The organism is Candidatus Schmidhempelia bombi str. Bimp (assembly GCF_000471645.3).
Classification (GTDB): Bacteria; Pseudomonadota; Gammaproteobacteria; order Enterobacterales; family Orbaceae; genus Utexia; species Utexia bombi.
Genome location: NZ_AWGA01000031.1, coordinates 1 through 14,474 on the forward strand (window position 1 = coordinate 1; position 14,474 = coordinate 14,474).

Genomic DNA, 14,474 nt, shown 5'->3' on the forward strand with positions numbered 1-14,474 from the left:
AAGGGGGGTCCCTTGCCACTATTTATTTCAATATTCAGATTAGAAAAGTTCAGAAGAACTACCATCATCATCAACGACTTGCGTACCAATTTCACGTTGGGCGTATACTTTAGGTTCCGTTCCTTCAATAAAGTATTCTGTAATCGCATTATCTTTTGAATAAGCCAGCAATCCTGTACGTTTATCTATCATTACCTCAACCACACCATCTGGTATTGGATCTTCTTTAATCGGCTCGTCTTCTAGGGCGATTTTCATATAATCATTCCATAGTGGATTTGCTGTTTTCGCGCCACCTTCAAAGGATATTGCCGACGGCTTATTAAAGCTGGCAGGCGCTTTTCCAAGTTCTCGGCGGTGATCGTCAAACCCCATCCAAACTGTTGTGACCAAATTGTCAGCAAATCCTGAAAACCATACATCTTTTGATTGGTTGGTCGTGCCGGTTTTTCCGCCAACATCACTGCGATTTAATGAGCGTGAACGCCAAGCTGTTGGCAACCAACTTGAATGTGGCTCTCCATTTACGGTGGTTTTTAGCCCTGAGCGGATAAGATATATGATTTTACTATTAATTACATGCGGTGCATATAATTGATGGGTGTTGATATTGCTATCACTATTTTTGGAATCAATGCTTATGTCAGGGGCATGTTGATATTGTTTATTCGGATCTGCGATCACAAGTCCACTTTCTGTACTAAGCTGTGAATTTTCAGGCTCTTGACTATCAGGTGAATCTACCGCATTTTCTACATTATCCAATGAAATTTTTGTATTTTGATCTTCATTTTCAAGATGACTAAACTGATCGGGACAAGTTCGACAGATAATTTCTGGGGTGTGTTTATAGATAGTGATCCCTTCAGCAAATTTTATTTCATTAATTAAGTATGGAGTAACTAAATATCCACCATTAGCAATCACTGAATAAGCGCGAGCGACTTGTAATGGTGTAAACGAGGCTGAGCCTAATGCGAGGGATTCATTATGTGAAATATTCTCTTTTGGAAAACCAAAGCGCTCTAAATATTCTGCCACATAATCGATACCAATTGCACGTACAGCCCTTACCATCATTACATTTTTTGATAAGGCTAACCCCACACGTAAACGTAGGGGACCGTCATATTTAGCTGGAGAATTTTTTGGTCGCCATACTTCGCTTCCCGCGTTGGTACGGGTGATCGGGGCGTCATTGAGAATGGTTGCCATCGTGATACCTTTATCTAACGCAGCAGTATAGATAAAAGGTTTGATGTTTGAGCCTATTTGTCGTATTGCTTGAACAGCACGATTAAATTTACTAATTTTAAAATTGAAACCACCCACTAAGGCTTTGATCTCCCCCGTTTCTGGATTAAGAGATACCAAGGCTGAGTTAACGCTAGGGACTTGCGTTAACCACCAACTATTTTCGACCTGACGAACCCAAATTTGTTGACCAGCAGTTAAAACTTGGTTAATTTTTGTTGGCAATCCGCCCTGTTGATTATCCGTAATAAATCGTCTAGCCCAAGAGACGCCGTCAAAAGTGATGGTAATAAGCTTACCATCGGCAAGCACGGCTTCGGCTAAATTATCTTTAACCGCAATAACTGCCGCTGGCTGAATGCCACCATAATTGGTGTAGGTGCTTAGCGCTTGTTTTATTTGTGCAGTACTCCATGGTGTTTCTGTTGATTTCCAAAGCGTTCGTTCTGGTCCACGATAACCATGACGCATATCATAATTTATAATATGGTTATATACCGCCTCATTGGCAGCTATTTGGTTTTTGCGTGTAATTGTCGTATAGACATCATAACCATCTGAATAGGCATTTTCACCAAAACGCTCATACATATATTGACGTGCCATTTCTGCAATGTAGGGCGCAGAAAAAGCAATTTTAGGTGAATGGTAACTGACATTTAATGGTTCTTCGATAGCTTGGTTGTACTGTTCTTGAGTAATATAGCCTTGATCCAGCATACGATGTAATACCCAGTTGCGACGGCTTTTTGCTTTATTTGGGTAAGATAGTGGATTATAAGCTGAAGGCGCATTAGGTAATCCTGCTAGTAAAGCAGATTCACTTAGTGTTAGTTGATCTGCGGTTTTACCAAAAAACGTGAAGGAAGCCGCACCAATACCATAAGAACGTGAGCCAAAATAGATTTTATTTAAGTAAAGAGTGAGGATCTCCTTTTTACTTAATTCCTTTTCCATACGGATAGCCAAAATCATTTCTCGAATTTTTCGAGATACACGACGCTCTGGGGTTAAAAAGAAGTTTTTTGCTACCTGTTGCGTTATCGTACTACCACCTTGCGAAAAACCACCCGATTTTAGGGCTATAAACGCCGCGCGTAAAATCCCAACTGGGTCAACACCATGGTGTTCAAAGAAACGGGAATCTTCCGTTGCAACAATAGCTTTAATAATATAATCGGGAACCGATTCATAGGCGACAGGAATACGCCGACGCTCGCCAAAGGTAGCAATTAACTCACCATCAGCACTAAAAATTCGCATTGGTGTTTGTAAACGAATATCCCGCAGTTCGGCTACATTAGGTAAATCTTTAGCATAGTAAAAATACCCCATAATCAGCATAGCTATACTAAATAGTACACAGCCAACTAAGAATTTAAAAATCAATTTCAAAAATCGCATTATAATCACGGGACATCCATAGTTTGGTTTTAGTTATTTACGGGCTATTATACAGAATCCTAACCAGCTGGTAAGTTAATTTATTGTACAATAGTTTATATCAATCTTAAGTAAGGTGTTAAAAAGCATAATCACACCTTTGACGAAAAAAACAGAAAAGTTCTCGATTTAAACATTGCTAATTAATGGATAATATTATCATAATTTTATTCTGTCAGTGAGAAATCCTATGCCTACAGCTAGTATGAAAAATGCCGAGCATTTTGGTATTAACTCAATAACGTAATTTATCATCTTCATTTTGATAATCATTTTTTATAGGTAACGTAACAATAATTCGCGTGCTTAACTCATCGGATTCAGCACATATTTTACCTTTTAATGTTTCAATGATTGATTTGACTATCGCTAATCCAATGCCTGCACCTTCGCCATTTCTTTGCCTAGATTTATCTACCCGATAGAATCGGTCGAATAATTTTGGTAAATGTTCAGGAGCTATTTTTTTTCCTGGATTGGCAACAATAAATTGGATCAAATTTTTGTTAAGGTGTTTAAGGCTAACCGTAATGGTTTGGCCTGATGGTGTATAGCGAATAGCATTTGAAATGAGATTGTAAATGGCTCGCGTTAACATTAAGCGATCACCTTCAATAATTAAATCTTCGCCTTCTAAATCAAAAGAAATATTATTATCTTCTATAACTGGCTCAAAGTAGTCGAAAATCATGGTAAACATGGCTTTTAAATTAATATCGACCAGTTCTGGGGTTAACTGTTTATTATCCGCTTGTGCTAAAAATAACATGTCCGTTATCATTTTCGATAATCGCTCATATTCTTCTAAATTAGAATAAAGGACTTCGCGATATTCGTCTGTCGTTCTGGCATTACTAAGCGCTATTTGTGTTTGCGTCACTAAGTTGGTGATTGGCGTCCGAATTTCGTGGGCGATATCTGCTGTAAAATTACGTTGGCGTTGAAACACATCTTCTATGCGTGCCAGCATATCATTAAAGGCATGAACAATACCGATAAATTTAGCAGGTACGATTGATAAAGGTATGCGCTCATTTAAATGTTTAGATGTCACACTTTGAATACGTGTGGTTAATCGTTCAATGGGTTTTTGAGTCAGATAAATGGCGGCCATCGTCCAGACGAATGATATCATTGAGGTAATGATGATCAAAATGGTTAAACCTTCGTGCAAATGTGAGACATAGTGCGATTGTTGCTCACGACCAATAGCTGCAATAATGGTATATTGATTGTCATCAGTTAACGATATTTTGGCGACAGCGATACGATAAGAGTGATTTTTGTGTTCCCAGATCCCTGTTTTACCTGTTGCCATTAGTTGATAGAATTCAGGGTGCTGTTTTGTTATCAATAAATCCGGACCTTTGGTATTGAAAATAACATGCCCAGCTTTATCTTCTATATAAACGAATAAACGATAGTGGCTAGCTAATATAAGCGAAAAATTTTGTTCAAAGCGATTATTATTAGAAGAATCAAGATAGTCGCGAGCATAAAGTTCTGATTGCATGGTGTTGATCACCGCATCAAGTTCCGCAATATTTTGTTTAATAGTATAATTTTCAAAAGAACGTTCGATGAAGTAGCTTAGAATAAACAAGATAATACTGGTGATAGTACAAATCAGTGTGGCTAATCGTATAGAAAAAAATAAATTATAGTGTGAATTATTCTTCATCGATAGCATCCAATTTATAGCCCATTCCTCGTACGGTATGAATTAATTTTGGCTCAAAATCGACATCAATTTTATTGCGTAAACGTCGAATAGCAACATCAATAACATTGGTATCACTATCAAAGTTCATATCCCAGACTTGTGAAGCGATTAATGAACGTGGAAGAACTTCATTTTGATAACGCAAAAAATACTCTAATAATAAAAATTCTTTATTTGTTAGATCAATACGTTTACCTGCGCGCGTTACCGTCCGTTTTGGTAAATCCATTACTAAATCTGCTGCGCTAAGTTGGTTTTGATTTTGCTGAGGCATATTGCGTCTTAATAATGATCTAATTCTTGCTAACAGTTCGGCGAAGGAAAAAGGTTTCACCATATAATCATCAGCACCAAGATTAAGACCTTTTACTTTGTCGTCAATACTGCCCATAGCAGACAGTAAGAGTATTTGAGACTTTTTGCCCGCCTCTCTTAATGATTGTACCATTTTCCAACCACTAATATCAGGTAACATAATATCAAGAATAATTAAGTCGTAATCTTCAGTCATTGCTTTATGGTATCCATCTAATCCATTTTTGGTCAAATCAACGACATAACCAGACTCCACTAATCCTTGACGTAAATATTCTCCCGTTTTTGGTTCATCTTCTACAACTAGTAGCTTCATTCTTCACTCCTGTTTCAGATATTAGTCAAACCATCTATCAGAATAAATTATTAAACCTAATGGAAACATGACAGTTAAATGACAAAATTGTCATTTAACTGTCATGTTTTTGTTGGAATTTTATTGTTACTATAACTCTCGAATCAACTATATAGCTTTCTAGTTAGTTTTTTCATTGTTTTATTTCCTTTCATCCATTCCTTGCATTTTTTGCACCCCAGTTTTTAACTGGGGCTTTTTTTTGCTTATTTTCTTTGTAGTACCACTGCACTTTCCATGTGTTGCGTATAAGGAAACTGATCAAATAAGGCCAAATGAGCTATATGATGTGTTTTTGTTAATGTAAGAAGATTTTCTTTTAATGTTAATGGATTACAAGAAATATAAATTATTCTATCATAGTGGCTGATCATTTCTACTGTTTTATTATCTAGTCCTGCACGCGGTGGATCGACTAAAACAGTTTGGCACTGATATTCATTCAAGTTAATACCTTTAAGGCGGTTAAAAGTACGCTCACCTTTTAACGCCTGTGTAAATTCTTCCGCCGACATGCGTAATATTTTTACATTTTTTCGTTGATTAATTTCAATATTATATTGTGCTGATTCTACCGAAGATTTAGCTATTTCTGTTGCTAAGACATTGGTAAAGTTATTCGCTAAAGCAAGGGAAAAATTACCATTGCCACAATAAAGCTCTAACAAATCACCTTGACTATGATGGGTAACGGTTTGCGCCCATTCTAACATTTTGATATTGATGGCCGCATTAGGTTGAGTAAAACTATTCTCTACTTGACGATAAATGATTGGTTGACCATTAACCGTTAATGTTTCTTGTATATAGTCATGCTCTAAACAAATTTTTTGTTTTGTTGCTCGTCCAACTATTTGTATATTAAAACCGTTGTCGATAAAATGTTGACGCAATAATTTTGCTTCGGCGATCCATTCATCATCAAGTTTTTTATGATAAAGCAAGCTAATTAGTAGCTGCTGACTTAGGGACGATAAATAATCAACTTGAAATAATTTATGACGTAATATGGGTTTACTACGTACATAATCAAGCAATACCTTCATCGCTTGATTTATTAACATTGACGCGATAGGAAATTCGTTAATGATGATACGCGTTTTTGTCTGTGGCTCATACATTATATGAAATAAATCTGCACCTTCATGCCAAATTCGAAACTCGGCACGCATACGGTAATGTTTAATGGGTGACGAACAGACTTGGGGAGTGGGTGGATTAAACTCGGACATAAGCGTCGTTAAATGATCAATTTTATGTTGGAGCTGCTGTTGATAATTACTTTCAGAATAAATATTTGTCATAGCTTATTAAGTTTAAACCCTAAATGGTTTGAATTATAGAGAAATAATTAGGCTAAGTAAAATAGCAATAAATCAACGGGGTCTATCTATTTAAGTTATGATAATCAATAAATAGGTTTTTATATTCGATACCTCACGTTGTATTTAAAAGGTACATAAATTGAGTGAGTAATAATATCCGTTTTTATTACAAACTTGCCATGAATAAATTAAACACGTTAAAGAGCGCTGCAAGAGATGTATTATATATAGTATGCTTGATAATATAATAAGTATTTGATAAGAAAGAGCAACGAATATGGTCAAATATAATAACGGAATAAAGATCAATCAAGAAAAACAAACCATTAAATGTATGATAATCCTCTATTGTCGTCGACAACATCATACAAAGGACTCACTCTGTGAACGCTGTTCAGAACTATATCAATATGCGATATCGCGTTTGACTTTTTGCCGCTTTGGTGAAGATAAACCAACCTGTGAGAACTGCCATAAACACTGTTATCGTCGTGATTATCAACAACAAATTCGGAAAATTATGCGTTATGCTGGTCCTAGGATGATCATTTATCATCCTATTATGGCTATTCGCCATCTATTAAAAAATAGGCAGAGTAAACGGACTAACCAGTAGAGTAATAAGGCGAGAAATAAATAACAAATATATTCTCGCCTTAGTGATTATGTTGGCCTAGATTACTGTATCAATTCGTCAACCCAATTTTATTTGGTATTGCCTACGTAGCTCATCACTTTGATTAAATAATTACGCGATTCAATTGATTTATGCTTGGTGGTCAACGTTTTATAGACTTCATCTGGCGTCATACTATTTATAATATCAATGGCTTTTTTCCTATCCGTTGAAAAAGTGGTGAGTACACTGCCTGCACCGCCATTATAAGCCGTAATCATCGCATATTTCATCGACATCGGATGACGAATGCCGGTTAAATATTTATCTCGAATTAGGGCTAAATAAGCGCTTCCCATATTGATATTATTTTGGGGATCAAATAAGTAAGCGCGAGTGGGTTCGCCTGCTTTACCCCATAAACGGTGAAGGTCTCGCCCAGCGGTATGTCGCTGAACTTGCATTAAACCAATAGCATCTGAACGACTTACCGCGAATGGGTTATAATTTGATTCTATTTTAATAATCGATAATATTAAGGATTCACTAATATCATAACGATTAGCGGCTTCTCTTACTAAAGGTAAGAATTTATGGGCGCGTTGGTTAACATGATTAGATACTAAATTAATCGTAACATACGTTATCTGTTTGTTATTTGATAAACGTATTTTCATTTGATGTGTTAAAAGATAGTTGGCAAAACGTTTAGCTCGCCATTCCCAACGTATAGGTGAGCCAGTTTCATCCAACACTTGTTTATAAAGAAAAGGTTCTCGAGTGAGATCTCGTTCGGCGTTTTCGTTTAATAAATCTATGGGTTCATTAAGTAGTAAGATTGAAATAATAGCCGATTGTAATGATGGTGTAGGATTTTCATTTAATGTTTCAATCGTAATCAGGCCAGAATCAAAATTGATATGGACTCGGGTTTGCATATCTGAGCTATATTGCACATAATCTTTTGGTCCAGGGATAACTACTTCTTTTAGACCCCAAATTTCTTGAACATTATCAGCAATTTGATTAATTAAAATATTAAAGGCATTAATATCTTTAGTATGGGCTAACGATTGTTCTATTTTAGATTTATTAGAACAAGCCGATAAAATACATACTATCACGGATAGTGCAATAAGCTTTATTTTCGACATGATTACTTACTCATCAAATTGACCTTAAACTCTTTAAACTTTTTCTTCTGGAATATAGCCTTGAACTTGTACCTCTCCGCCTTCAAATAAAAAGGATATCATCGCTTGTTCTATCTGTTTACGATGCTCAGCATTCATCATATTTAGCTTATTTTCGTTAATTAGCATTGTTTGCTGAGCCATCCATTGTGACCACGCTTCTTTTGAAATCTCATTATAGATACGTTTACCCAATTCACCAGGGTACATTTGGAAATCAAGACCTTCTGCTTCTTTATTCAATCGATGACAAAATATGATTCTGCTCATGATAATCCATATAAAAATTAATATAATTAACCTAAATAATAGGTAAATTGTGGCTAAATGTCTATGAAAAAGCGACAAAACCGAAGTATTAATAGAATAATTAATAGTAATCGGTAAAGATAGCTAAATAAATCGACAAAATATGATTAAATTTATTACGTTAGATAGGTTATTTTCTCTATTTAAATCAAACCTTGTCTCATGTTTACACCGACAGCGTCTATATTACCAACTAGACGTTAGTTAGCTCGTTATTATTAAAGATGCGTTGCCTATTCATCGTACATACAGCAATATAAATTGATGGCTAAGTTGCAGACTTATCTAACATTGCAAGCAAATTTTTAATTGGTGTTGCTAAACCAATTTTTTGTGGATGGTGCATATTGTACCAACAGCCATGTTTATCGTTTAATCTGTTTTCTTGTGCGTTAACTTTAACTAAAATAGGGACAATATCTAAATGAAAATGACTAAATGTGTGGCGAAATGTCGTTAACTGTTGATAATGATGAGCTTGATTTATTTTATAGTTATCTAACCATTCGTCGATTTGTTGTCGTGTCTCAAATTGTGGAAAGCAGTATAGTCCTCCCCAAATTCCCACGGATGGTCGCTGTTCTAACCAAACTTTTTGTTGATCTTGTAAGATAAGAAAGTAAGCGGTTTTTTCTGGTATGGCTTTCTTTACTTTTTTAGTCGGATATTGTGCCCAACTTTCATTTGCATAAGCAACGCAGTGATTAGCGATAGGGCAAAGAGAACATTTAGGTTGGGTGCGCGTACAAACCATTGCACCAATATCCATCATAGCTTGATTAAATTTTTCAACACCGTTAACGGGCGTGACCTTTTCACTTAGTTGCCATAATTTATTTTCAATATGTTTACTACCAGGCCAACCCTCAATAGCAAAATAACGTGTTAACACGCGTTTTACATTTCCATCGAGTATCGGAAAATGTTGATGTTGAGACAAAGATAAGATTGCCCCCGCGGTAGAACGGCCAATTCCAGGCAATGCTACTACTTCAGCAAATGTCGTTGGGAATATGCCGCCATGTTGTTTAAGGATCTGTTGTGCAGCTTTATGTAAATTGCGTGCTCTTGCATAGTAACCTAATCCAGTCCAAAGATGTAACACATCATCAATATTTGCCTTGGCTAAATCAGTAATCGTCGGAAAATGTTGGATAAAACGCTGAAAATAAGGAATAACGGTTGCGACTTGTGTTTGCTGTAACATCACTTCTGATAACCAAACATGATAAGACGTTTTCGATTGTTGCCAGGGTAAAGTTTTGCGTCCAAATTGGTCATACCAAGCCAGTACGACCTCTGAAAATGAGGTAAATGCGGTATTTATCATAAAAAATCAGACTATAGGTAATAATGAAGCGCTTGGGTAGCACCCAAGTATTTTAAAAAATAAAGTAGTTGATGAAAGGGCTTTTAATGCTTGTTGCATTGATAATGAGGATAAATTACCTTGTAAATCAATATAAAACATTTCTTCCCACGGATTGCCATGTATAGGACGAGACTCCAATTTAGTCATTGCAATGTTATATTTACGTAGTACAAGTAAAGCATCAACTAATGCCCCCGAATGTTGTCCAGTTTTCATTAGTATTGTCGTTTTAGCGGGAATTTGCGACGATACATCAATGGCTTTTCTTGCTAATACAATAAATCGTGTAATATTTTGTTTTTGATCGGCAAAGTTATGATTGAGAACGTGTAAGCCATATAATGCTCCCCCTTCTTTATTGCCAATTGCCGCTACATTCGGTTGATTTAATTCAGCAACCATCTTCATCGCTGAGGATGTACTATCACAATATACAATTTTCCAATGTGGATAACTGGCTAAAAAGTGAGTACATTGCTGAAAAGGTTGTGCATGACTATATACCGTATCAATATTAGTAATATTGGTATGCTTGGTGGCTAAAATACAGTGGTCGATAGGTAAGGCGATTTCACCAATAATATGTAAGTTAGTCTTTTGTAATAAGTCATAAACTTCATTAATTGATCCAGAACTGCTGTTTTCAATAGGTACAATACTATAATCAACGAATCCGTCTTCCAATTGTTGAAAAACAGCAGAAAAATTAGTGCAACTACACTCAATTAATTGATCCAGATGAATATTAGCATAGCGGCGAGCCGCTAAATGTGAATATGAGCCTTTCGGTCCTAGAAAAGCAAATTTAGCTATTTTCAATGTACTGGCATTTATATGTTGTTGCAGAATTTTTTGCTCGGCTAATATGTTTTCCTCGACAATCATTTGGCATAATCGGGAAATATAGTATTCATCCAATTGATATTTTTGTCCTTCGGCTAACCATGCTTTTAATATAAAATTCTCATGATCAATATCTCTTAATGGCAAATTAGCCTCTATTTTTTTATTGCTAATCTCAGTGGCAATATCCCGACGCGCTGCAAGTAGTTGCAGTAACTTTTTATCGAGATTATCTATTTCCGATTGTAAACAGTGAAGTGAATTTTTACTCATTAAGGACAGACCTAAATAATATTCATGTATTAAGTATCGCACAAGATTAAGGCACTATATAGTGCCTTTAAAAATAAAATCATGAATAAATTATTCAGTGACGTGATTTTTAATACTGTCATTAGCTCGTCGCGCTTCAAATTTATGTTGTGTTTTATTAAGTTGGCGTTCAAGTTTATTGATCAAATCATTGATAGCGATATACATATCATTATGTTTAGCCGTCGCGATCAGCGGTGCGCCTTTGGTTGTTATTGTTGCATCAATAACAAAATTATCGGGTTCTTTGGAAAGGATAAAGTGAGGATTTATGAGATCTGTGTGCCATTTATTGAGCTTATTAAACTTTTCCTCTAGGTAGTGACGGATTGCAGGAGTAATAGCCATTTGTTTACTAGTAATATTTAACATCATCATTATTCTCCTATAATAATTGTTGTATACCTTGCGCATATTACTTTGACAAACTCTGGGGGTAACGTCAATTAATATTACTCTTGTTTAGATAATATATTAAGATAATAACACTAAGAGAGATAATTAATATCATGTTATAAAGATATGGACTTAAATTGCGTGCTATGAAGTTATTAACGCACTGTCTCTACATTTTGGCAACCGCATATTGGCAATGGTTTACCATCAAGGTAAGCTTGATTATCTCGCATTATTAATCGTCCATCAATAAACCATTTAATCGTTAAGGGATAGATTTGATGTTCTTTATTTAATACGCGATGGCTCAAGGTATCTTGATTATCATTGGCTAAAACGGGAACGGCTGCTTGTAAAATAATAGGTCCACCATCTAATTCCTGAGTAACAAAATGTACTGTTGCGCCATGTCTATCATCGCCAGCCTCGATTGCACGCTGATGGGTATGTAAACCGGGATATTTAGGTAATAAAGATGGATGAATATTGATTATTTTTCCAACGAAGCGTTGTATAAAATGAGGGGTTAGAATACGCATATAACCAGCAAGAATAATTAAATCGGGTTGATAGTCGGCTATTTGGTTAGCAACAGCCATATCAAAAAGCGCTCTTTCACTATACTTTGTGTGTTCTATAACATGGGTTGCTATTTGAGCATTTTTCGCTCTTTGTAAAGCAAATACATTGGGTTTATTACTAATTACTGCCACAATTTCGGCCTGAATATATCCTGCCTGACAAGCCTCAATAATTGCTTGTAAATTTGAACCGCTACCAGATACGAGGATGACTATCCTTTTAATTCGTTTATTCATAATCATATTCTCTATTATTTTTTAAATATGATAAAGATAGGTCTTAACCTATCTTTACATTGAAATACTATGAACGGATGATAACCGGAACATCATCTGCAGTGGTGTGGATTTCCCCTAATAACCACGCTTTTTCACCATAATTGGTTAGTAAAGTTATGGCTTTATCTACATCAGCTTTAGGTAAAACAATAATCATACCAACACCACAGTTAAACGTCCGATACATTTCATGGCGACTAATTTGTCCAGTTGTTTGTATCCAATTAAAGATGGCCGGCCATTGCCAGCTAGACTCATCAATGATCGCTTGCGTTTTTTGGGGTAAGATACGCGGTATATTTTCCCAAAAACCGCCACCAGTAATATGGGCAATGGCATGCACGTTAACTTGTTTGATTAAGTCTAAGATGGGGGTAACATAAATTCGAGTGGGTGTTAATAAATGATCTGCAAGTGCTTTGCCTGCCAGTTTTTCATTTTGCGTGTCAATATTATGTACTTCAATAATTTTGCGAATTAAAGAATAACCATTTGAATGAGGACCACTAGAGGCAAGAGCGATAATCGCATCACTATCTTGAACTTTGCTACCATCAATAATATCATCTTTTTCAACGACACCCACGCAAAATCCAGCAATATCATAATCGGCGTGTTGATACATACCAGGCATTTCTGCTGTTTCACCACCAACTAAAGCACAGCCAGATTGTTTACACCCCTCAGCAATCCCTGTAATCACTTTGGTTGCGATATCAACATCAAGTTTGCTAGTAGCATAGTAGTCTAAAAAAAATAGGGGTTCAGCACCTTGTACAATTAAATCATTAACACACATGGCAACTAAATCAATACCAATTTCATCATGATGATTAAGATCGATGGCTAATTTTAATTTAGTTCCAATACCGTCGGTTCCCGAAACTAAGATAGGTTGCTTATATTTTTGGGGAATGGCACATAGTGCACCGAATCCGCCTAATCCACCAATAACTTCTTTACGCAGCGTCTGTTTGGTTACGTCTTTTATGCGTTTAACCAGCTCATTTCCAGCATCAATGTCAACGCCGGCATCTTTGTAACTTAAGGATTGATTATCTGACATAGTAAAACCTCAAGGTTTATTATGTAGAGAAGATAGGGATAGTCATTTTAACAGTATTGATAATAATTAGCGATAAAGTTTTATTTAAAAAGATAAAATCAATGGCTATTGGACTTTATTTAATTATTGGAATCGTAACAAAAGGAGGTTTGAGTTTATTTAAATAATATTTGAATCGATACCGTTTATGGTACAAATATAGACGGGATTATTCCCAAAATAATTGAATAAAAAATAAGAAAATTTAATCTTAATCAATCATATAAAATATAAATAGTAACAAGTCCTTAGTATGTTATAACTAATCCGTATTCTATTTATTTATGAAAATAAGATCTTATTTTATAATGCATTGCAATTCAGTAAAAAGAGAGTATAATTTGCCACCTATTGGTGGAAATAGCTGAGTTAGAGATCGGCATTTCTTATTTTATAAAACTATAAGAAGTTTAGGAGTTATTATGTCTCTAAGCGCAGAAGCAAAAGCTAAAATCGTCGCTGAGTATGGTCGTGATGCCAAAGATACTGGTTCAACAGAAGTACAAGTTGCGTTATTAACTGCACAAATTAACCATTTACAAGGTCATTTTGCTGAGCATAAAAAAGATCATCACAGCCGTCGTGGTTTATTACGTATGGTATCTAGCCGTCGTAAATTATTAGACTACTTAAAACGTAAAGATGTTGAACGTTATGTTCAGTTAATCAAAAAGTTAGGTTTACGTCGCTAATCGGCGTTTGCTGTATAAAGAAGAGGCGATTACGCCTCTTTTTTATTATTAATATTTTCCATTCATCAAACATAATTCTATTTTTTGAATTATGTATTTCTCCAATTATAATGTATAATCGATAAATCTAAGTAAAGAAAACATTTTCATGTTTCACGCGACTAATGAGAGCTTCATCATAACCTATATCTCTGATTAAGTTATAGATAGATCTGTCATTAGTCGTGAGAATGGAACAGGGCTTTACTTTAATTCTTAAAGAAAGAGGAAATCAATTTGTTTAATCCGACAATTCAAAAATTCCAATACGGTAAACACACCGTAACCCTTGAAACTGGCATCATGGCTCGTCAAGCAACCG

Annotated in this window: 14 protein-coding genes; 3 read left to right on the top strand and 11 right to left on the bottom strand. The window is 35.5% G+C overall.

From position 1 onward, the window contains the following. Positions 1–39: 39 nt before the first annotated feature. The 4 genes from O970_RS03020 to trmA all read right to left on the bottom strand — a co-directional run bounded on the left by O970_RS03020 (position 40) and on the right by trmA (position 6,394). The gene (locus O970_RS03020) at positions 40–2,658 is read right to left on the bottom strand and encodes a transglycosylase domain-containing protein (protein WP_024495699.1); all 2,619 of its coding nucleotides are present in this window, start codon (positions 2,656–2,658) and stop codon (positions 40–42) included. Between the two features lie 274 nt (positions 2,659–2,932). Next, complete coding sequence (locus O970_RS03025; RefSeq protein ID WP_024495700.1) at positions 2,933–4,378, bottom strand: heavy metal sensor histidine kinase; 1,446 nt, start codon at positions 4,376–4,378, stop codon at positions 2,933–2,935. Further along, entirely contained in the window at positions 4,368–5,051 is a 684-nt protein-coding gene (locus O970_RS03030; protein WP_024495701.1) for a heavy metal response regulator transcription factor, read from the bottom strand. The genes O970_RS03025 and O970_RS03030 overlap by 11 nt, the downstream gene beginning before the upstream one ends. Before the next feature lie 245 nt (positions 5,052–5,296). Further along, positions 5,297–6,394 (bottom strand): tRNA (uridine(54)-C5)-methyltransferase TrmA, encoded by a 1,098-nt coding sequence (trmA, locus tag O970_RS03035; RefSeq protein ID WP_024495702.1) that lies wholly within the window; start codon positions 6,392–6,394, stop codon positions 5,297–5,299. Between the two features lie 298 nt (positions 6,395–6,692). Between trmA and O970_RS03040 the strand changes: the two genes are divergently transcribed. Beyond that, the gene (locus tag O970_RS03040) at positions 6,693–7,031 is read left to right on the top strand and encodes a nitrous oxide-stimulated promoter family protein (RefSeq protein WP_024495703.1); all 339 of its coding nucleotides are present in this window, start codon (positions 6,693–6,695) and stop codon (positions 7,029–7,031) included. Positions 7,032–7,120: 89 nt separating this feature from the next. On the opposite strand, the gene mltC is transcribed toward O970_RS03040, so the two are convergent. The 7 genes from mltC to purM all read right to left on the bottom strand — a co-directional run bounded on the left by mltC (position 7,121) and on the right by purM (position 13,382). Beyond that, entirely contained in the window at positions 7,121–8,185 is a 1,065-nt protein-coding gene (mltC, locus tag O970_RS03045) for a membrane-bound lytic murein transglycosylase MltC (RefSeq protein WP_024495704.1), read from the bottom strand. A gap of 33 nt (positions 8,186–8,218) precedes the next feature. After that, a complete protein-coding gene (locus O970_RS03050; RefSeq protein ID WP_024495705.1) occupies positions 8,219–8,494 on the bottom strand; it encodes an oxidative damage protection protein in 276 nt (91 codons plus the stop codon). Positions 8,495–8,801: 307 nt separating this feature from the next. Further along, positions 8,802–9,863 (bottom strand): A/G-specific adenine glycosylase, encoded by a 1,062-nt coding sequence (gene mutY / locus O970_RS03055; RefSeq protein ID WP_024495706.1) that lies wholly within the window; start codon positions 9,861–9,863, stop codon positions 8,802–8,804. 6 nt (positions 9,864–9,869) lie between these two features. Further along, a complete protein-coding gene (gene pheA / locus O970_RS03060; protein ID WP_024495707.1) occupies positions 9,870–11,021 on the bottom strand; it encodes a bifunctional chorismate mutase/prephenate dehydratase in 1,152 nt (383 codons plus the stop codon). A 90-nt stretch (positions 11,022–11,111) separates the two neighbouring features. Further along, on the bottom strand, positions 11,112–11,435 hold the full coding sequence (hpf, locus tag O970_RS03065; protein WP_024495708.1) for a ribosome hibernation-promoting factor, HPF/YfiA family: 324 nt from the start codon (positions 11,433–11,435) through the stop codon (positions 11,112–11,114). A gap of 176 nt (positions 11,436–11,611) precedes the next feature. After that, a complete protein-coding gene (gene purN / locus O970_RS03070) occupies positions 11,612–12,262 on the bottom strand; it encodes a phosphoribosylglycinamide formyltransferase (RefSeq protein ID WP_024495709.1) in 651 nt (216 codons plus the stop codon). A gap of 79 nt (positions 12,263–12,341) precedes the next feature. Further along, complete coding sequence (gene purM, locus O970_RS03075) at positions 12,342–13,382, bottom strand: phosphoribosylformylglycinamidine cyclo-ligase (protein WP_024495710.1); 1,041 nt, start codon at positions 13,380–13,382, stop codon at positions 12,342–12,344. 461 nt (positions 13,383–13,843) lie between these two features. Between purM and rpsO the strand changes: the two genes are divergently transcribed. Continuing rightward, the gene (gene rpsO, locus O970_RS03080; protein ID WP_024495711.1) at positions 13,844–14,113 is read left to right on the top strand and encodes a 30S ribosomal protein S15; all 270 of its coding nucleotides are present in this window, start codon (positions 13,844–13,846) and stop codon (positions 14,111–14,113) included. Between the two features lie 276 nt (positions 14,114–14,389). After that, positions 14,390–14,474 (top strand): hypothetical protein (locus O970_RS10270; protein WP_420885466.1); only part of this gene is annotated, 85 nt, incomplete at its 3' end.